The 20,642-nt window shown below is 60.1% G+C and carries 12 protein-coding genes; 1 reads left to right on the top strand and 11 read right to left on the bottom strand.

The window, feature by feature from the left end:
* Positions 1–163: 163 nt before the first annotated feature.
* The 11 genes from DHV10_RS25625 to DHV10_RS25575 all read right to left on the bottom strand — a co-directional run bounded on the left by DHV10_RS25625 (position 164) and on the right by DHV10_RS25575 (position 17,110).
* Positions 164–694 (bottom strand): TadE/TadG family type IV pilus assembly protein, encoded by a 531-nt coding sequence (locus DHV10_RS25625; RefSeq protein ID WP_109489263.1) that lies wholly within the window; start codon positions 692–694, stop codon positions 164–166.
* Positions 695–700: 6 nt separating this feature from the next.
* Entirely contained in the window at positions 701–1,165 is a 465-nt protein-coding gene (locus tag DHV10_RS25620) for a TadE/TadG family type IV pilus assembly protein (RefSeq protein WP_239462048.1), read from the bottom strand.
* An 8-nt stretch (positions 1,166–1,173) separates the two neighbouring features.
* Complete coding sequence (locus tag DHV10_RS25615) at positions 1,174–2,517, bottom strand: pilus assembly protein TadG-related protein (protein ID WP_239462047.1); 1,344 nt, start codon at positions 2,515–2,517, stop codon at positions 1,174–1,176.
* A 410-nt stretch (positions 2,518–2,927) separates the two neighbouring features.
* Positions 2,928–3,143 carry a hypothetical protein gene (locus DHV10_RS25610; RefSeq protein WP_109489261.1) on the bottom strand — a complete coding sequence of 72 codons (216 nt, stop codon included), beginning with the start codon at positions 3,141–3,143 and terminating at the stop codon, positions 2,928–2,930.
* 424 nt (positions 3,144–3,567) lie between these two features.
* The gene (locus DHV10_RS25605; RefSeq protein WP_109489260.1) at positions 3,568–4,905 is read right to left on the bottom strand and encodes an OmpA family protein; all 1,338 of its coding nucleotides are present in this window, start codon (positions 4,903–4,905) and stop codon (positions 3,568–3,570) included.
* A 41-nt stretch (positions 4,906–4,946) separates the two neighbouring features.
* Positions 4,947–10,172 carry a beta strand repeat-containing protein gene (locus DHV10_RS25600; protein WP_109489259.1) on the bottom strand — a complete coding sequence of 1,742 codons (5,226 nt, stop codon included), beginning with the start codon at positions 10,170–10,172 and terminating at the stop codon, positions 4,947–4,949.
* A gap of 456 nt (positions 10,173–10,628) precedes the next feature.
* Entirely contained in the window at positions 10,629–11,138 is a 510-nt protein-coding gene (locus DHV10_RS25595; protein WP_109489258.1) for a glycosyl-4,4'-diaponeurosporenoate acyltransferase CrtO family protein, read from the bottom strand.
* On the bottom strand, positions 11,135–12,211 hold the full coding sequence (locus tag DHV10_RS25590; RefSeq protein WP_162601892.1) for a glycosyltransferase family 2 protein: 1,077 nt from the start codon (positions 12,209–12,211) through the stop codon (positions 11,135–11,137). Before DHV10_RS25590 ends, DHV10_RS25595 begins: the two co-directional genes overlap by 4 nt.
* A complete protein-coding gene (locus DHV10_RS25585; protein ID WP_109489257.1) occupies positions 12,202–13,716 on the bottom strand; it encodes a phytoene desaturase family protein in 1,515 nt (504 codons plus the stop codon). Before DHV10_RS25585 ends, DHV10_RS25590 begins: the two co-directional genes overlap by 10 nt.
* On the bottom strand, positions 13,716–15,572 hold the full coding sequence (locus DHV10_RS25580; protein ID WP_109489256.1) for an aldehyde dehydrogenase family protein: 1,857 nt from the start codon (positions 15,570–15,572) through the stop codon (positions 13,716–13,718). The genes DHV10_RS25585 and DHV10_RS25580 overlap by 1 nt, the downstream gene beginning before the upstream one ends.
* Positions 15,569–17,110 (bottom strand): phytoene desaturase family protein, encoded by a 1,542-nt coding sequence (locus tag DHV10_RS25575; RefSeq protein ID WP_204101530.1) that lies wholly within the window; start codon positions 17,108–17,110, stop codon positions 15,569–15,571. Before DHV10_RS25575 ends, DHV10_RS25580 begins: the two co-directional genes overlap by 4 nt.
* Before the next feature lie 395 nt (positions 17,111–17,505).
* Between DHV10_RS25575 and DHV10_RS25570 the strand changes: the two genes are divergently transcribed.
* Positions 17,506–20,550, top strand: a complete 3,045-nt coding sequence (locus tag DHV10_RS25570; protein ID WP_162601891.1) for a serine/threonine-protein kinase — start codon at positions 17,506–17,508, stop codon at positions 20,548–20,550.
* The last annotated feature ends 92 nt before the right edge of the window (positions 20,551–20,642 follow it).

Genomic DNA, 20,642 nt, shown 5'->3' with positions numbered 1-20,642 from the left:
TATCACGCGATTGAATGAATGGCTTTTTGGGAAGCCGCCGAACGATGTTCTATAAGGATGTGGCTTGTTTGCAATCGGATTCAGGAATTCACCCGAGGTTGCAGGCAGGTGCGGGCGGCAGGCGATTGCAGGGGGAGCGGATTCGATGACCTAACTGGAGAAGTCAGCGAACGATGGTCATCTGAGATGTGCTGGAAAACAGGCGCTGACTGTTCGAGACGAACGGAATCGGAAAGCTGAAGTTATAGCTCACCGTAACGTTGACGGTACAGTTTGGGCCGTTCGAGCCGTCGGCGGTGTCGCACGCAGTTCCCGTCGAAGTCGTACCGGGCCAGGAGGTAGACACGCTGATGCTGGAGCGCGAAATGCCCGGCGGCACCATGCTTGCGACGTACTGCGAAATGTCCGTGCTCGAGGCAGTGCAATCCAGGGTCTTCGAGGTGCACGATCCGCTCCAACTCGATCCGCGGACACTGGCGTACCTGGCTGCCTCATTCGCGGCGTTGGCAACGAAATGCGCTGTGTAGAGTGCGAACGAAACATACATGATCATGAATGCTGCCGCGATCCAGATGCACGAAGCGAGGGCAAACTCGACCATTTCGCTGCCGCGATCGTCTGCAAGCCGGGACAAAAGACTCGTGACGCCGCCGTTGCGTTTGTGACCCTGCTCGGCCTGTGAGAAGCGTTGCATCCGGTGCTAGTCTCCGCCCGGACGCAAACGGAATTCCCGGGTGATGTTCATGGAGGAAGGCAGTCCGGGATAGCCGAAGACTGTCTTGTAGGCACTGGTGACGCTGACGTCGACGTAGGTCACGTAGTTGTACGTGCAGGTAGGAGTCGTTGTGCAGGAATCTACCGCGGAGGTACCGTCTGAGCACTCGCATCCATATTTCGCGGTAGCGCTGACGTCGCTGAGGTTGGAGGCCCCTGCCTTGGCGGCCTGGATCATTCCGGCTGTGTCGCTGGGATTTTCGAGCCCGTACATTGCTCCGGAGTGAGCTGCCGAGGACACTTCAATGGATGCATAGAAGCCTCTGCCAATATCCACAACGGGAATGAGCATCAGGAAGAACAGGGGAAGTACGAGGGCTAACTCGACGAAGCTGGCGCCTTCGGCGTCCATGAGCGCGATGGTGCGAGCTGACCGGGTCCTTATGTTCATCACTCGCCTCATTGGACAAGAGCCACATTATTGCCGTTGAGCGGAGAACCCTCCGCTAGCCCCGAGTAGTCGTCGCCGAAGACGCTGCCGACCGCGACGTTGAGGTGAATATCCTTCGCGACGAGGATGTTGTATGCGGACGAAATCGCACTTACGCCGTAGCTAACGTCGCCATCGGGAAGGTAGATTGCGCCCTCCAGTTTGCTGCTGTTGATGAGGTTGGCGACGAAGACCCCGGTCGATGAAACGCCATGGGCCTGAAAGAACAGTATGCCGGAGTAAGTGCCACTGGTTGGCGCCGACAGCGATACATTGCTCAGGCTGAGGTATGAGGATCCAGTTATCGGCTCCACGACCATGATGCTGCCGTGATTGCTCTCGTTGTAGAACGTAACGCCGTTTCCGGTAATCGATGTCAGCAGGTTGAGAGTGAGGTTCAGTCCGCCGGACGTTACCCCCAGGAGGCCGGGACCGTCTTTAAGGATGTAGGTTCCCGGATTGAATTTGATGTTCGAGGCAATCGCGGCCGTGATGGAGATGCCTCCGCAATACACGCCGGGATTGAACGTCACGTCTCCACCAAGAACGATGTTCACAGCCGAAGAAGATCCGTAATAGGGGGAACCTGTGCTCGTGCCGCATGCGGCGCCCGCATTGGACGGGGCGGGCAGATATGCCAGCGGATCTGCTGGAGTAGGTGTGGCCTGGTAGGTCTGAGGCTTCGAAGCAGCGAGACAAAGCAGCCCGTCGGAGCCGCCAGAGACACTGATACGCGGCGCATAGAGGAACGCTCCGACAACGCACGTCAAAGCATCGGTTGAGGTGGATTCGTCGACGATGGGGCACCGTGACTTGACGATGACGCCCGCTAAGATCGTCAAAGCCTCCCCGGTTGGATTGAGCGCGTAGATGCACGGGCCGCCAAGGCCGTGAGCCGCCTCTGCCCGTGCTTTCACGGTCACAGATTTCAGGCCGACCAGGGATGCGAAGTAGGTTTGTACCGGTTGAGATACGATTGCTTCGGCATACGTGGTCTTGCCAGTGTTGGGATCGCCTGCAATCGCGCAAGGGGGATTGTTGAGCGTTAGCGTCACGCCGCTTGCGGTTCCATTGGAGCAGTTCGTAATCACGGTGTCGGCGGAGAGCCCATTCTCCTGCAATGCTCCCTGGGCAGCAGATTGCATTGCGGTGCAGACCTGGGTGCCATTGCAGGTTCTCGCTTCAAGCGCTGCTGCAAGAGCGGCCGCATCGGCGGCGCCCTGCAGGTTGCGTTTGACAAACAGGAAGTGCCCGAAGTCGATTGCGAGACCCAGAATCGCAATGAACATCAGCATGCAGAGAGCGGTGGTCACAAGAATGGACCCTCGCTCCTCATTGATTTTTGCTCTGATATCCATAGTCCGGCACGACTAGCAGCGGACGACCCGGCATCTGATGTACGGCAGAGTTCTCTGATGCTCGAGCACAGCCAGCCGCGCTTGCGTCTCCCTTTGCTCGTCTTGATTAGCGCTTTGGTACGGGGGGTCTTGCGCCACCCTGCAAGCAATTCCAGATAGCCATCAACTATGGGGAAGAAGATATGTTCTCATTCCGGAGATGAGAATCACATATCTAACTGCCGGGGCAAATACGACAGAGGTGGGAGAGTACTCTGCCCGATGCGATGGCTATCTCACTTAGCTACTAAGTTATATGTCATTTGTAATCAGAACTATTCGCGATTAGCTGCGAGATATCGCGGTCGATATCAACCGTGGATTACTTACTCGCTGCGCGGAGCATTGAGCCGAACGCCACCGCCACCGGCCAGCTCCGGCCAGGCGGTGTGCTCGAGCCTTGTAATCTTCTCTGCGACTGCGAGGCTGATGAACTGATTGAGTGACAGGCCTTCTCTCTGTGCAATTTCGATCGCCTGGCGGCGCGTGGAAAACGGGAGACGTAAGGGGAAGCTAATCGGGTGACTAATTTCTCTACTCATGTCTTGACCTCTGGAACTTTATGTCGCGGTACAGGGCCGATAGTACGGGCAATGTCATCTCGATTTCAAAGTGACTATCGTGATGCCCATGCGGGCTGATCGGCAGGTCTTGCCTATACTTTCGAGTTGAGCATCGACGACGCCCTTTGCAGTCCATGCTTCAGCACAGCGGCTATCTCATTGATCGATCTAGATATCTGCTTGCAGACAGGTCCGCTTCGATTGCGAGCTTACTTGCTTGGTACTCTTAAGTAGATGGGGATCAGCCTAAAACCAAAATAAGGAAATCCCTAAGCGCTTCAGATGTGAGCCTAAGGATTTCCCCTATCGACCTGGTTACGAGCGGATTATCGGACTTCTCAACAGCTCGACTGGGAAGAGCAGGATTATGCCAAGGCGCTCATCCTGCTCCTTCAGCTCTTGCCTATTGAACGACAAATTGCGCTCTGCGATTCTGCTGGAAGCACTCTTCGCTGTCGTCAGTGCAGAACGGGCGTTCCTTGCCGTAGCTGACCACCTCGATGCGAGACGGATCGACGCCGGCGGACATCAGCGCGCTACGGGTGGCCTCTGCGCGCTCCATTCCCAGCGCCACGTTGTATTCTGCTGATCCTCTCTCGTCTGCGTACCCGGCGATCGTAATGCGAAGGCTCGGATGAGCTACGAGGAATGCTGCGTCTTCGGTAGCTGCCTGCGCCGCATCCGACCTGAGATCGGCCTGATCGTAGTTGAAGAACAGATCGCGGAGGCTCTTCTGGGCCGCGAGTTCGAAGCTGTTGTCTCCCGGTGGCGCGGCCACCTTGGTCATCAGCTGCTGTTTCTGGTCCTGGTCGTTGGCGACCTCGAACTCGACCTTGCAGCTGAGTGCCTGGGAGGGATTCGAGTCGAGGGTTGCATGGCCTTCCACGGCATAGGTGCCGGGCGCCAGCCTGTCTGTGTTGATGGTGATGACGTTTCCGTGGCCAATGATTGACCCGCCATTCGACTTCCAATCGTAGGTGAAATAGTAGCGATCGGGATCGACTGAGGTCTCAGCACTGATGTGAACCGGCTTCCCCGCACTTACGATGTGGTTATTGGTGTAGCAGGCCAGAGCGATATCCTTCACCGCCTTGACGCGCGGAGCGGGGGTCGAGGCCACATAAAGAGGAGCGTCGCTCCGTGGGGCGCCGAAATGCATCACCACGCCCGCATTGATCTGAAGTTGGCGCTGCGTGCCATTCGCACCGTTCGGAAAAGCAGTGTGAAGGAATGACACGTCGAACAGGCGGACCGAATACCGCGAGTTCAGATCGAAGTCGACGCCGCCGCCTGCGGAATACGCAAAGGACGATGCGCTCGATGCCGCCGCAGAGTTTTTCGTCGGGAAGAACGAGTTCCCGGCATGAGCTCCACCCGCAAGAAACTCACCGAAGGGGGAGATCCGCCTGCCCGGCACAGCAATACGAGGGCCGGCGAGGAACGTGGTGAGCGCCAGGTTCTGCCCGAGCGAACTGATCTTCGACGCCCGTACTGTGCCCACCTCACCATCAAGGCCCAACCTCGAGCTGAGGTTGTACTGAAGGCCGACGAAGCCGCCGTTTGCCGTAAAGCATCCACATTCCGCGGGTGGCGCGTTCGCGTTGATCAGGTGATAGCCGGCAGTCACATCGATCCGAGGGGCATCGAAGGATGGGTTGCCGGCGAAGACCGTCTGCTGCCCTTCTGCCGCACATGCGCCGGCAAGCACCGCTGCAATACTAAGTGCGATAAGTGGTTTCATCTTCGAACTCCTGTACCTTCACTGTTGCTATGGGCCATCGCTTAGTAAGCCAGCGAAACACCCGGGGAAGTTGTTAGCGCATTCGTATCGACCATCACGAATTTGCCAGGAGAGATGGCATATACAACCGTGGTTCCGTCTCCAAGCAGGTAGCGTCCCGCCGTCGCAGCAGTTACGTTGCTGTTGTTGTCCGACAGGGTGTAGGTGGTGCTGCCGGTGACGCCGAGTTGCAGAAGGTTGAGCGTGCCCACGCCGACGTTTTCGTCGAGGGTGTAGGTCGCATTGCCTGCTCCATCTGCCGTGGCAAAGCCTGAGCTGTTGATGCTCGCCAACGAGCTGGCCGGAACGGTTCCGATGGTGAATGTTCCATTCAGAGTGGCGACGCTGAACGGGGCTCCGGTCTGCGGCTCGAACTGTCCGAGGCCTGCGTAGCCCGTCTCAAGGAAGTAGCCTTGATTCGGCGCGACGAGATAGAACACACGCGCATCCGGCGGTCCCGTCGGCAACCCAAGCAATCCGAGCAGCGCCGAGATCAGTCCTGAGTGAGCCGGGTAGTTGAAGCTGCCACGGCCGTTGCTGCCCACCGTGCAGGAAGACGTGCCGGTTGCCGCATAGGATCCGAGCAGAGCATTGACGAGGTTATTCTTGTCGCTGCTTGTCAATCCGGTCAGATTGTCGACCGTGGCTGTCAGTCCGCCCATGTCGATGTTGGTTGTGTTGCAGGTGCCAGCTCCGTTGCCGCTGGCGCGGAAGATGGTTGCCGTGGAGTAATTCAGCACATTCTGCAACGTGGTTCCGAGCAGTCCAGGGTTTGACTGGGCATTCTCGTATCCAACAAACGCGCTGTTCATCGAGGCATTGCTGAAGCTCGGCGAAGTCTGCAGCTGGGCTGTGCCTGCGAGCAGCGTGAACTCCGAGTGCTTGTCGATCGACATGATGAATGCTTCATTGGTATTCACGATGTAGACCGCGTAGTTCGTCGGGTAGAGCCCGTCAGAGATGCTCGTGTTCGTCATCTCCAACTGCAGGCGCCCGTTCTGGTCGGTGCTCTGATAAGAGCCGGTCAGCGGAGCGTTCGCAAAGTTGAAGCTGGCGATGTTTGCATCGGCGGTGCCTGTTGTCAGTTTTCCAGCGCCATCCGTCGTGAACGCACCGACAGTGGCAACCGGCCCGGAGGCAATGCCAACCGTGCAGGAGATGAGGCATGGCGTGTCGCCGGAGAGACCGAATGCGTAGCTGCCATTCAGTCCAGCCGAGAAGGCCGACGAAGTCTGCGCAAGCAGCTGGCCGGATCCCTTGGTCCCGACTAGATGATCGTTGTCGTACTCGATGAGGTCGCCATGCGTTGATACGGTCGCGGGCGACACAGGGGCCTTCAACGAGATCGCGTAGGTAAACGTCTGATCCGTTGTTCCATCGGTGTTGAGCGTGGTGATGGTGATGAAACCGCGGCTATCGGCGTTCACGATGTAGGTGCCGATGAAGTTCTGCGAGGCCACGGTGGTTCCGGTCGGATGCGAAGACTGGTGGTTCGCGTCCAGTTCGCCCATGTTGATACCGCCGGTGCCGTCTGCTGTGAAGCTGCCCACCGATGCGGTCTTATAGGCGAGTACGCCTGCGACTACATCGTCGTAGCCCTGGAAGAGGTACGCATACGGCCCGTTGAGTTCCGCGTCGTAGGGCGTGGCCGGATACTGAACCAGCAGCACGAGCGCGGCGGATGCAGTGGCCGAGACGTTGTCCGTTACCGTGGCAGTGAAGCTCGATGCGCCAGGCTGAGTCGGCGTTCCTGAGATCACGCCGTTCGATTGCAGGGTAAGGCCCGCAGGCAATGAGCCGGCGGTGAGTGCGTAGGTGTACGGCGAAGTTCCGCCAGTGGCCTGCAGCGTGTAGGTGTACGGCACGCCTACAGTCGCGATCGGCAGCGAGGCGGTGAGGCTGAGTGTGCCGGACGGATTGATGGTGATGGTCTCCGATTGCGAGACCGTCTTTGTGGGGCTGCTGGAATCCGTCACCATGACAGTGACCGTGGAGGCGCCCGCCGTTGTCGGCGTGCCGCTCACGGTGCAACCGGTCAGCGTGAGTCCGGCAGGAAGCGTGCCCGAGCTGATGGAGCATGTGTAGGGCGTGGTGCCGCCCGTTGCGCCGATCGATGCGCTGTAGGCAACACCGACCGTGCCGTTGGGAAGCGTATTGGTCAGTGCCAGCGCCGCGGGGTTGATGACGATGGTTTCAGGACCTGAGGTCGTCTGAGAGGGCGATCCGGAATCGACAACCTTCACCGTGACGGTGGAGGAACCCGCCGTAGTGGGTGTGCCGCTGACAGCGCATCCGCTCAGGCTCAAGCCCGCGGGCAGAGTGCCCGACGTGATGGTGCAGCTATAGGGCGATGTTCCGCCGCCGACTCCGATGGTCGCGTCATACGGTACGCCCACGGTGCCGTCGGGGAGTGTCGACGTGGTCAGGGTCAAGGCTGCGGGGCTGATCACGATGGTTTCGTTCTGGCTGGCGGTTTGCGTCGGGCTGCCGGAGTCAGTCACCGTCACGGTGATGGGCGAACTGCCCGCAGTCGTTGGCGTACCGCTGATCGTGCAACCAGTCAGGATTAAGCCGGCTGGCAGTGTGCCTGTGATCGAGCACGTATACGGCCCGGTTCCGCCCGAGGGAGTGATGGTGCCGGTGTAACCGGAGCCGACTGTGCCGCCAGGCAGAGTGCCTGTGATGGTGAGCGGAGCCGGATTGATGACGATGGATTCAACCTGGCTCGCATTTTGTGCAGGGCTGCCGGCATCTGTCACCTTGACAGTGATGGATGAGGTGCCTGCTGTCGTCGGGGTTCCGCTCACCACGCAGCCTGACAGCGAAAGCCCGGCAGGCAGCGTGCCTGTGATGGAGCACGCGTACGGCGTGGTTCCACCGGTTGCGGTGATGGTGCCCGAGTACGCAACACCGACGGTGCCGTTGGGCAGCGTGCCGGTGATGGCGAGTGTGGCAGGCGCGATCACGATGGTGTCGTTCTGCGTTGCGTTCTGCGCAGGGCTGCCGGAGTCCGTCACCTTCACGGTTACGGGCGAAGATCCGGACGCAGTCGGCGTGCCGCTGACGGTGCATCCGCTCAGAGAGAGTCCTGCAGGCAAAGTACCAGTGATGGAGCAGGTGTACGGCGGAGTTCCGTCCGATGCGGTGATCGTCGAGCTGTATGCAACACCAACCGTCCCATTCGGCAACGTGCTGGTGATCGTCAGCGCCGCGGGTGCGATGGTGATGGTCTCGTTCTGTGTTGCGTTTTGAGTGGGGCTGCCGGAGTCGGTCACCTTCACCGTGATCGGAGAGGAGCCGGCAGTTGTTGGCGTACCGCTCACCGTGCAACCAGTCAACGACAGGCCGGCAGGAAGCGTTCCGGTGATGGAGCAGCTGTAAGGCGTGACGCCACCAGTAGCCGTAATCGGTGCGCTGTATGGCACGCCCACCGTGCCGTTGGGCAGCGTGTTGGTAATGGAAAGAGCTGCCGGCGCGATGGTGATGGTCTCGCTCGCGCTGGTGTTCTGCGCCGGACTACCGGAGTCAGTGACGGCGACGAGCACCGTGACGCTTCCGGCCACCGTTGGCGTGCCGCTCACCGTGCAGGCTGACAAGCTGAGTCCAGCCGGCAACGCACCGGTGATCGCGCAGGTGTAAGGAGAGGTGCCGCCGTTTGCAGTGATGTTCGCGCTGTAAGCGATGCCCACCGTGCCGTTCGGCAGCGGGGCGCCCATCGTCAGTGCAGGCGGAGCGATCACGATGGTCTCAACCTGGCTGACGGTCTGCGTGGGCGAGCTTGCATCGGCCACCTTCACCGTGACTGTCGCGCTGCCCGCGGTGGCGGGAGTGCCGCTCACGACGCAAGCCGACAACGAAAGGCCCGCTGGAAGCGCGCCGGTGATGGAGCACGAGTAGGGGGTGGTGCCACCCGCTGCGTTGATCGTCGCGCTATAGGCGACTCCGACGGTGCCGTTGGGCAGAACGCCTGTCATGCTCAGCGGTGAGTTGATGTTGATCGAAACCGCCGCTGTGGCGGTTGCGCCGAGGCTGTCCTTCACCTGCACGGTGAAGGCGAACGTCCCCTTGGTTGTCGGCGTTCCGGAAATCACGCCAGTGGTCGCGGAGATGCCGAGTCCTGGGGGCAATGCTCCTGCAGCGATGCTCCACGAGTACGGTGTGGAACCGCCAGCGGCAGCAAGCGATGTTGTGTACGCCACACCTACGATGCCGTCGGGCTGCGGCCCGCCAGCGAGCGTGAGCGGCGATACGACTGTGATGGAAACCTGCGCCGATGCCGTGGCGGTTGTGCTGTCCTGGACCTGTACTGTGAATGCCGATGTGCCCTGCGCAGTCGGCGTACCGGAGATGACGCCCGTAGTTGGCGAGATCGAAAGGCCGGCGGGCAGCGATCCGGCAGTGATGCTCCATGCGTAGGGAGTCACACCGCCTGCTGCGACCAGGGAAGTCGAGTACGGAATACCTACTTCGCCGATCGGCTGAGGGCCGCCCGCTAGAGTAAGCGGCGGCACGGGATTGGAAATCGTGATCGATTTGTTCGCGGTCACCGTGAACGGCACGGCGCTGGTGTCAGTCAATTGGAGCGTGAATGGAAACGTGCCGGTCGCTGTCGGCGTGCCGGAGATCTCGCCCGTTGCAGCATTGAACGACAGGCCCGGAGGCATGCTGCCGCTCGCGACCAGCGTCTTCAATGGCGACGTGCCGCCTGCCGAGACAATCATGGTCGAGTAGGCAGATCCGACAATGCCCGCCGGGGGAACGCCCGTGATCGTTGGATCGGGATTGACGGTGATGTTCACCGTCTCCTGGTTCTTGGTCTTCGGGATCGATGCAACCAGCGTCACCTGCATCGGCGAAGTAATGCCCGACGGCGCCGTGTAGGTTGTCGTGGTTCCCGTGGCAGAGGAGAGAGCGCCGCACACGGCTCCGTTGCAGGCAGTGCCGTTGAAGGCCCAGCCAACCTGGTAGCTCCCCGTCAAGTTAGCCGTGATGTTCACCGACTGACCGGCGTCGATGACGAAGGAGGTCGCCGATAGGCTGGCAATACCGCCGCCCGCATATCCGCCGCCGCCGCAGCCGTTCAGTGCAATCAGCATAGAAAGCATCGCAACCGTTCCGATCGCGAATCGCGATCCGGCACTGCGCAGTTTCTGACTGACTTGTTTATTCGACAGGAAAGCTGCAATCGTTTCGACAACGCTGCCAAAGGAAGTCCCTGCAACCGTCATGGGGAATCTGACCTCCATCCAAGTACTCGCGACAATCGTTCCCGACCTCGAGAACGTCAACGTGCCATCCGACCTGAGTACGGCACATAGTCATTGGGGAGTTTGCTTCGATGGTTACATCGGGTCCATACAACGAAGGTACTAGCGGATGATTGACATCGAGCGATAGTGATTCACTTATTACGACTTATCGATGTAAGTACCTAAGTTTGCGACTTATCTGTAGCTCTGATAAGTGATATCGTGTGCAACACCTGATAAGTTAGGGCTACGTTCGGTGCTTCTCATCCGCGGCGAATCGTCTGTTCAGCAGTGTTAATCAAGCATGCAGGATGGGGGCAATGTTGATTTGCGGGGTGTGATATCACCCGCAATAGCATCACCAGTATCGCCCACGATATAGACGATTAATGTCTAGGGACCATGGTTAGTTATGCGACTAAGAAACGGGTCCAATTAACTGCCTGCTACGGAATGAATCGCAGCTTCGTGTTCGTGTGTTTGCATTTCGAAGCGCCGGAGAAGGCGATCGACCTTGATGCGGTTGGCCCGCTGCACCAGGATGCATGGCAGATTGGCGGCGATGCCGTACAACGTCATCACGCAGCAGGCCCAGAGCGGATTCCAGAGGTAAAAGATGGGCGCGCACAGAAGCATGCACCAGTGGGCCAGCTCAGCCCGGCGCGTCTCGATGGCAAAGACAGTCAGTTCGGCAAAGCTTCGGCTCGCCACGTTCTTCTTCGCTCGGCCGCCGAGCCACGATGCGCCGTCGGGCAAGAGCCCCTTCCACCGCTGCACAAGCAGGTAGCGGCGATAGATTTCTCCGCCTTGCTCCAGACTCCTCTCACGCGTGAGCCAGTTATCAGCCGCGAAGAGCGCGTCTGGCAGGCGTAGAAACAAGCTGGAGAGAGACAGCTGGATGATGGGCCATCCCACGAGGTTCAGCGCGATGACGAGCAGCTTCATACGCGGCGTCCACGCCAGGTGACTTGCCGCCGAAGCACGCGATTCAGCAAGGAAGCTGTGAAGAGCGCGAAGAAGAAAAGCAGCGGGATGGGATAGAGCACCGCTGCACCGAGACTGAATGCGCCAATCTGGCGCGAGAAAGAGAAGACCTGGAACACGCCCGCGATGTAGAGAACCAGCGCCAGCGCGCGCAGCGGCCACGACACGAAGCACAACAGCAGAAACACCGTGCACAGAGCGGAGAGCCAGACGACAGAAACACCGAGCACTGGCCCGCCGCTCGCCTCTGCTCCATCGGCGAAAGCCTTCCTCCAACTCTCGCTAAGTTGCCTGAGGCCCTCCGGAAACATACGCACATCGAGTGTCTCGCGCCCTCCCAGGCACACGCATCGGCCATCGGCTGCCTCGATGTGCTCTGCCATGGCGAGATTCTCGAGGATGCGTCCGCGAACCGCGCCATGTCCTCCGGACGCCTGGTAAAGTTCGCGCGAGATGAGCAGGCATGGGCCAAAGAGCTTCGGCCGTCCGAGCAAGCCGAACCCGCCGGCACCGAAGGCCATCAGCAGGTTGAAAAACAGAGAGAGTTGCTCATAGGCCGCCACCGTTACGTGGTACGGCAGAACTGAGAGAGCTGTCCGATGATCCGACTCCCGCTCCCACGCAGCAAGCATGCGCGACAGTCCTTCCTGAGTGAACCACGTGTCCGCATCAAGAAACAGGAGCAGATCGCCCTGCGCAGCATTGGCTCCTTGCGCGCAGGCCCAGGTCTTGCCCGTCCATCCTGCAGGGAGAGCCGCACCTTGCAGAACCGTGGCGCCGGCGTCCGCCGCCACCTTGGCGGTAGCGTCCGTTGAACCATCGTCGACCACGATGATCTCGCAGACGAGAGACTGTGCCGCCTGAATGGAGGCGAGCAGACGGGGCAGGTTCCTTTCCTCGTTGCGGGCTGGAATGATAATCGAGAGGCGATGAGTTCCGGATGGAGTGCTCGTCGGCGAAACGGGAACGGAGCGCAGCAGCAGCGTTCCGGCAGCCAGGCCGATCACGCAGAGCACGATCACTGCTAAGAACACGGCCTGCCTTCTTCGTTCAGGATCATGCGCGCCACGTGCTGTCCGCTCAGCGACACCATCGGCATGCCGCCGCCGGGATTGACGCTGCCACCAACAAAGAAAACATTCGCGCAGGCTTTGCTCCGCTTGGGAGCTTTGAAGGCGAAGTTCTTGCGGCGATCGCACACGACGCCATAGATCGATCCGCGGTTTGAGCGGTAGCGTTTCTCAATGTCGAAAGGCGTCCAAAAATCTTCGACGATAACGTGCTTACGAAGGTCGGTGAGCCCCATGCGTTCGAGCTTCGTGAGGCAGAGCTCTTTGAGCGCAACGCAGTCTTCGTAGGTGTACGGGTTCTTGTCGTTGAGATACGGAATGTGCGGAAGGATCTTGATGTTGTCGCAACCAGAGGGCGCCTGTGAGGGATCGGTGCGCGTGGGCGCGACGAGGTAGATGGTCGGGTCGTCAGGGAGTTTCTTCTCGTGGAAGACACGATCGAAGTGATGGTCCTGATGACCCGAATAGAAGAAGTTGTGGTGCGCGAGCTGCGGATATATGCGGTCGAGCCCGAGATGAACGACGATGCCGGAGCACGCCGGCTCAAAGCGCTGGAGCTTCTTCAACTCGCGCGGTGTCTGTTGGAGCAGCTTTTCTGCCGCCGGGATCACCTCCATGTTGGAGACGACGTAGTCTGCGCTGAGCGTTCGCTCCTGTCCGGCCCGATCGCGAAACGTGACTCCGGTCGCGTGGCTTCCATTGCGGTCGATGCGCGTCACCTCGGTATTCAGGCATACGTGAACGCCAAGTTCAGCGAGACGGCGTTCAAAGGCTCGCGCGAGCTCATACATGCCGCCATTGATGTACCAGAGCCCGAATTCAAGCTGGATATTCGGCATCAGGTTCATAAAGGCAGGCGAATCGTTCGCGGAGGATCCAACGTACTTAATGAAGTAGCCGAAGATGTCGCGCAGGTAAGGGTCGCGCACGCGTTTGCGGATCGCGCCCGTCATCGAGTTGGCCCAATCCATCTCCTTGCCGCCGTTCATTCCGTAAAAGCGCACAAGCTGCCAGAATCCATCGAGACCTTCGCGCAGATACCCGCGCTCAACCACGTGGTATTGCTCGCGTGAGTAGTCGAGAAAGCGTGAGTAGTCCGCAAACGCGGTGACGCCATCCTTCAGCTTGGCGAGTTCAGAGCGCATATCTTCTGTGCGCTCCCAGAGATCGATGACCGTTCCGTCCTCGAAGAAGTTCCGCCATTGCGGATCGACTCTACGCAGTTGCACGTAGTCCTCGAGTGTCCGGCCTTCGCCTTCAAACAGCGGTCGAAAGGCCTGCGGCAGTGTGAAGATCGATGGCCCCAGATCGAATCGGAAGCCTTGCGTTTCAAGCAGGTTCAGCTTGCCGCCAAGGCGCTCGTTCTTTTCAAGCACGCTGACTTTGAATCCGGCTTTCGCAAGCATGATGGCGGCGGACATGCCGCCCAGGCCTGCACCGATGATTACCGCGGAACGAGAGTCTTTCATCAGGGCCGCACCAGTTGGATTGAAAGCGAGAGATTGGAAGAGTTCATGGTGAAGACGCAATCTTCAAAGTGCGGAGGCCCCATTCGGTGATGAGGGTTGTTCGAAGCGCCAACCGGCTCCTTGGGAATGCCGAGAAATCCAGAATCGAGCTTGCCGTTTTCGTTCTCATCGAGATACACGCTCGCCGCGTAACGGCCCGGAGGCATGTCGCCCAGATCGATTGTTTGTACGGAGCCCTGACCCACCGGATCGGAAAAACCGTGCTTCACCGCCTTCGACTTGTCCTGCGGGAAGCCGTTGGCAGAGCTGAACAGCAGGTACGCGACCCGGCCATGCGCTCCCGCGGGCAGCTTTACCTGAAGGAGAAGATGCGCGGCCTGCGCCTGCACTGCAGACGAGCCGAGTGCGGCGGCAAAAGCTGCGAGGCGCAGGATACGGCGCAGCGCAGCCACCGCTCCGCGCGGACGATGCAGCCATTCAATCAATGTATTCAAGCCTTCGTACTTTTTGCGACCGAGCGGAAACCAGTTGATTTCGCTCTGCTTCGATGAGCGGTTCTCCATCACGGTTTTGACGCGGCTGAACGCATAAAGGCCTTCCGCCCCGTGGTAGCGCCCATAGCCGCTGGCCCCGTTCCCGCCAAAGGCGGCATGCGGATTCGCGATGTTGCGAATCACGTCATTGATGGCGCAGCTTCCCGAGGCCAAAGCTTGGGACACTCGCCGGCCCTTGGTCAGATCGCGCGTCCACACGCTCGCGCCAAGGGCATAGGGGCTGGCATTCGCCAGATCAATCGCTTCCCTCTCCGAGGTGAACGCCTGAACGCAAAGTACGGGTCCGAAGCACTCTTCGCGTGCCAGCCGCGCATCGGGCGAGACCTCGCTGAGGATAATTGGCCCATCAATGGCATCTCCCGAGGTCTCGAGCCGCGCGCCCTTCGTCAGCGCATCCTGCACCTGCGCGGTCAGAACGGCTCGACCGGATTCGGAAGGCAGTTTGCCGAGATCGCAATCGTCTCCCGCGCCAACGCGCAACTGCGCCGCCCGGCGAACGAGAGCATTGAGGAACCCCTGGTAGAGCGGCCGCTCAACAAAGAGGCGCTTGACCCCAACGCATACCTGACCCCCATTGCTGAATGCGCCATACACAATGCCTTCCACCGCGCGGTCGGTGTCGCAATCAGCAAAGACGATCGCCGGATCACTGCCGCCAAGCTCGAGCAGTGCCGGAGTTCCGAGAGTAGCGGCGCGAGCAGCAACGGCTTTTCCGTTCGAACTGCTGCCCGTAAAGAAGATAAAGTCCGGTCTGGCGTCGATGAGTTCAACTGCTTCTTCAGGCCCGGCAGTTGTCACCTGCAGCAGATCCGGCGGTAGGGCCGCTCGGTTCGCGATGTCCTCGATGATTCGCGCCACCGCCGGAGTCTTTTCGGAGACCTTCAGCACGACAGCGTTGCCGGCATAAAGCGCCGTGATCGCAGGCACGATAGAAAGCTGCAGCGGATAGTTCGCCGGGCCGAAGACCAATGCGACGCCATGCGGCTCAAAGTGCTCGGTGAACCGGCAGCGCGGAAAGAACAGTCGGCTTCGTCCAACGCGGCGCGGTCTAAGCAGCCGCTCGGCACGGCGCTCGTAGAAGCGCATCATCTCGAGCGTCACCAGCACGTCTCCGCCGAGCGCGTCGAGAGGAGGCTTGCCGGTATCGGCGACGATGGCCTCCACGATCGACTCGCGATCGAGCGCAATCTGCTTGCGCAGCCGCGCCAGCTCGCGCACTCGATCTCTCATCCCGGTTCTGGCCCATGCGATCTGCGCTGAACGCGCGCGTGTGATTCGCTCATCAGCGGACTGAGCGCTCATGCCGGTTCCAGGCTCAGCTCGTCGAACGGCTTGGGCTCGCGATAGGGGATCATGTACTGCGAGCAGATCAAGTTTGACGAAATGCGCGCCGATTCAAAGATCGTCGGCAGCCCGCTTCCCGGATGCGTTCCGCCGCCAACAAGATAGCAGTGGTCGAACTCTTCGAACTTATTGTGCGGCCGCATGAAGAGCATCTGGCTCCAGTTGTGGCCCATGTTAAACGTGGCTCCACGGTAGACGGAGAATTTCTTTTCCCAGTCATCAGGCGTCACGATCATCTCTTCCTTGATGTGCGCTTCAATGTCGGTGTAGCACGAGCGCTCAGCCAGCGTGCGCAGAACCCGCTCGCGATAGCGCGGCGCCTCTTCAGCCCAGTTGACATTGCCGAAGTTGTTGGGCGCGGGCACCAGGATGTAAAGCGCAGAGTGGCCCTTCGGCGCGGTGGTGGGATCGTTCACTGCCGAGTTGCGCACGTAGATCGAGATGTCTTCTGACGTCTTCCTGCGGTGCGAAATATCCTCGAGGTTCCCCTTGTAGTCCTTCGCGAACACGATGGTGTGGTGTTCGGAGGCGGGGTACTCGCGATCGACTCCCAGATACATCATGAACGTGGAGCACGACCAGCTCTTGCGCTTGACAACGTCAGGCGTGTAGCGCCTGAGCTGATCCGGCGCAAAGAGCGTGGACACCGCGTGGCCGAAATCGGCGTTGATCACCACGTCATCGCACTCGATCTTGTCGCCGCTCTCGAGTTCTATCCCAATAGCCTTGCGGCCATTTGTCAGCACGCGGCGTACGGGTTGGGAAGTGTGGATGACGGCGCCGCTCTCGCGTGCCGCTTCGGCCATCGCGTGACTGATCTGACAGAGGCCGCCCTGCACGTGATAAACCCCGTGCGCGTGCTCCGTGTAGGGAATCATGGTGAAGAGGCCGGGGCAATCCCAGGGAGACATGCCGAGGTACTTGGACTGGAACGTGAAGGCGAGCCGAAGCTCTTCGGCGCGGAAGTACGACGAAAGCACCTTGTGCAGCGAGCGGCCCGGGGCGATATGCGGCAGGGCGGCCAGGAGCGTTGGGCTGAAGAGGCTTAGCGGGCTTCCGTACGGCTTCTGCAGACAGGGGTAGAGCTTGCGAAACCTCACGCTCTCACGGGACAGAAACCGTTCCAGCGACGAGCCTTCGCCGGGGAAGACGCGTTCGATCTCGTTGCGCATCTTCGCGGGGTCCGAGTACACATGCATCGTCCGTTCGGCGAACTGCAGCTTGTACATGGGGTCGAGCGCCTGGCACTGGATGTAGTCGCTGAGCTTGCGGCCCGCCTCCTCAAACAGCTCGTCGAGGAGAAACTTCATCATCAGGAAGGTCGGGCCGAGGTCGAAGCGGTAATCGCCGAGGCGGACTTCTGCGTTGCGTCCCCCGACAACCGGCTGCTTTTCGAAAACCTCTACGTCAACTCCGCGATGAGCCAGCAGCATCGCGGTGGCGAGGCCACCGGGGCCGGCTCCAATCACTATCGTCTTTTTTCTACGAGTTTTCACCACTCTTTGGTTCTATGTGGGAAGCCTTGGTTGCTTCCACTGGCTGTTTGGTTTCCTGAACAAGTGCGACGCAGCTTTCGATGAACTGAAAGGCACATCTCGCCGGTGCAACGCATTTTAGCGCCAAATTGCCGGGTTTTGACGGTGTCTGCGCGAGCCGGAAATCGGGAGGAGGATTGTCCCAACTGGGCGTGATTCGGCGTGGACATCAGCGCCCGCGGCGCCAACCGGGAGGCGCGATGCTGCGGCGTACTTGCAAGAGAATGTACCTCATTCCAATGAACGTAGCCCGATTTGCGTCACCCGGTGCTCGAAAACGTAATATGCTGAAAGAACTAGCCCGGGGCGACCTCCCGCTCGAAGTTTGTCCGTTCGCCTACGATCCCCGTACCGGTATGGCAGAGACCCCGAAACGTCCCGGAAGTGACAAGCCCGCGCCGCAAGGCTCGCCGGTAGCCTTCAGCAACTCTGCGGACGGCTCTGGCTTCAGAGACACACTGGTTCCGGACACCCCTTCCGATCAGACCATGATCCCGCCGGCACGGTTCGACGAGACCATGGTGCCTCCGTCCCGCTCGGACTCGCCGGGAGCCTCAGGCGGAACAAGGGCGGCGCGAACGCAGGCAACGCGGGCATGGGTCGACAACGAGCCTGAACTGCAGCCTGGGAACGTGCTGGCGAACCGGTATGAGATTCTCGGCGTTCTCGGAAGCGGCGGTATGGGCTCCGTGTACAAGGCGAAGGATCTGGAACTCGATCGGCTTGTCGCGCTCAAGGTCATCAAGCCCGAACTCGCTCGCAACGCGGCGATCGTGGACCGGTTCAAACAGGAATTGCGCCTGTCGCACAAGGTGACGCACAGGAATGTGGTGCGCCTTTACGACTTGTCAGAAGACGCCGGAATGCGCTTCGTGACCATGGAACTGGTGGAGGGACACGATCTGCGCAGCATTCTTGAGGAGCGCGGAAAGCTCCCGGCTAGTGAAGCAGTCGATATCTTCCATCAGATCTGTCTCGCGCTTGAGGCCGCACACGGAGTCGGCATCCTGCATCGCGATCTAAAGCCCCAGAACGTCATGCGCGAGGACGCTACGGGCCGTGTTGTTGTCATGGACTTCGGCCTCGCGCGCATGATCGACAGCAGCGACGGCATGACGCAGACCGGCGCGCTTGTGGGAACCCTCGACTACATGTCGCCCGAGCAGGCGCTGGGTAAGGATCTCGATCAGCGGTCGGATATCTTTGCGCTTGGACTGATCGGGTACGAGATGCTTACCGGATCGATGCCGTTTCGCGCCGAGAGCATGGTGGCCAGCCTGCTCAAGCGGACGCAGCAGCGCGCCGTCCCGCTGTCTGAGGTCGACAAGAACATCCCCGGCACGCTGAGCAACATCATCGCCAAGTGCCTTGAAAAAGATCCGGCGCATCGTTATCAGCGACTGGAAGAGCTTGAGGCCGATCTCCGCTCGTGGAAGGCCACCGGCAAGGTAAAGGCGTCCGCGGTTCGTCTCAAGATGAACCGGCTGAAGGAAATGCCATGGCAGCGATCGGCTGTTGCAGGCGCGGTGATTGCAGCGTCAGCCGCCGGAGCTTCCTGGTTCTTTTTCAGCCGCCACAAGGCGACAGCGCCGGTCGATCACGGGCCGGTTTCAGTGCTGATCGGCGACTTCACCAATCACACCGGAGACCCGGTTCTCGACAACTCGCTGGAGCCGATGCTCGGCGTGGCCCTGGAAGGCGCGAGTTTTGTGAACCTCTACAGCCGCGGAGATGCGCGCAAGTTGGCGGAGAAGCTTCCACATCCCACCGAAAAGCTCGACGAACAGTCGGCTCGCCTCGTGGCGGTCAATCAGAACGTCAACACCATCATCACCGGTGAAGTGAATCTGCGCGGCGACGAGTACGACATTTCTGCTGTCGCTCTCGACGCAGTGAGCGGCAAAGAGATCGCGCGATCCGAGGTCAAGGTCGCAAACAAGCAGGCGATCCTGACGAGCCTTCCGCAACTCGCAGCGCCTATCCGCAAAGCGCTGGGTGACTCTACGCCGAAGTCCGTGCAGTTCGCCGAGGTCAGCGGCGGGTTCAAAGCCGCCTCGCTCGAAGCTGTGCATCAGGCGTCCATCGCATCGGAAGAGCAGTTTGCGGGCAAGTTCCAGGACGCGTTCAACTCATTCAAGAAGGCTGCGGATCTGGATCCGAAGCTCACGTGGGCCTACACCGGCATGGCGGCCATGGCCGAGAACCTCGGCCGCCACGAAGAGGCGCTCAAGTACATGCAGCAGGCCATGCAGTATGTCGAGGACATGACGGAGCGCGAGCAGTATCGCGATCGGGGCCTCTACTATCGCGTCGCCGGAGACTGGCAGAACTGCGTGCAGGAGTACACGCGGCTGGTCACAAAGTATCCGGCCGATCGCGTGGGGCAGAACAACCTCTCCATCTGCTACACGCAACTGCGCAATGCGCCGAAGGCTCTTGAAGCCGCCAAGCGCGCGGTTGAGATCGTGCCGAAGGGCGTGGGCCCGCGGCTGAACCTGGCGTTCATCAGCGCGTTTGCAGGAGACTTTGCCGGCGGGGAAAAGGAAGCGCGCATGGCGCTCTCCATCAATCCAAAAGCATGGCAGGGATACCTGACGCTCGGCGAGGCTCAGATCGGACAGGGACAGGTCGACAATGCGCGCGATTCATATCAAAAGCTCGCGAGCTTCGGCCCGGTCATGACATCGATGGCGCAGGACGGCCTGGCCGATCTGGCTGCGTATCAGGACAGGCACGCCGATGCGGAGAAGATCCTGAAAGAAGGCGCCGCAACCGATCTCGCAGCGAAGAACAACGACGGTGCTGCGCGTAAGTACGTGGCGCTCGCGCATATCGAGGAGTTGCAGGGCAAGCACGCGGCTGCCATCGCCGACGCCGACAAGGCCCTGGCGCAAAGCCAGCTCGCGCAGATTCAGTTCCTGGCCGCGAGCACGTATGCGGATGCAGGAGCGATCCCGAAGGCGCAGAAGCTTGCTGCTTCTCTCAGTTCGGCATTGCCGAACGAGGCGCAGGCGTACGGGAAGATCGTTGCAGGGCTGATCGCGCTGAAGAAGAAAGACGCCAACGAAGCCATCCGGCAGATCACCGCGGCGAACAGCCTGCTTGACACCTGGATCGGCAGATTTGAACTCGGACGGGCGTACCTCGAAGCCAGCGCCTTTACCGAAGCCGACGCGCAATTCGATCAGTGCATGAAGCGGCGCGGCGAGGCCATCGAACTGTTCGACGATAACGTTCCGACCTACGCCTATTTCCCGCCGCTCTACTACTACGAGGGCCGCGCGCGTGAAGGAATGAAGAGCGCGGGGTTCGCGGACTTCTATCGCAACTATCTCGCGATTCGCGGGCAATCCTCCGATGACCCGCTCGTCATCGATATCCGTCACCGGCTCGGCAACTAGATCATCTCCCACATATCAACTACGGAGTGGACGTAAGGGCTGGCACCTCGTCAGGCTGAGCGTTGTTGATCGCCTGACCGCCTTGGCGGATT

The organism is Occallatibacter savannae (genome assembly GCF_003131205.1).
Taxonomy (GTDB): Bacteria; Acidobacteriota; Terriglobia; order Terriglobales; family Acidobacteriaceae; genus Telmatobacter; species Telmatobacter savannae.
This window is presented reverse-complemented; position numbering and strand designations above follow the sequence as displayed.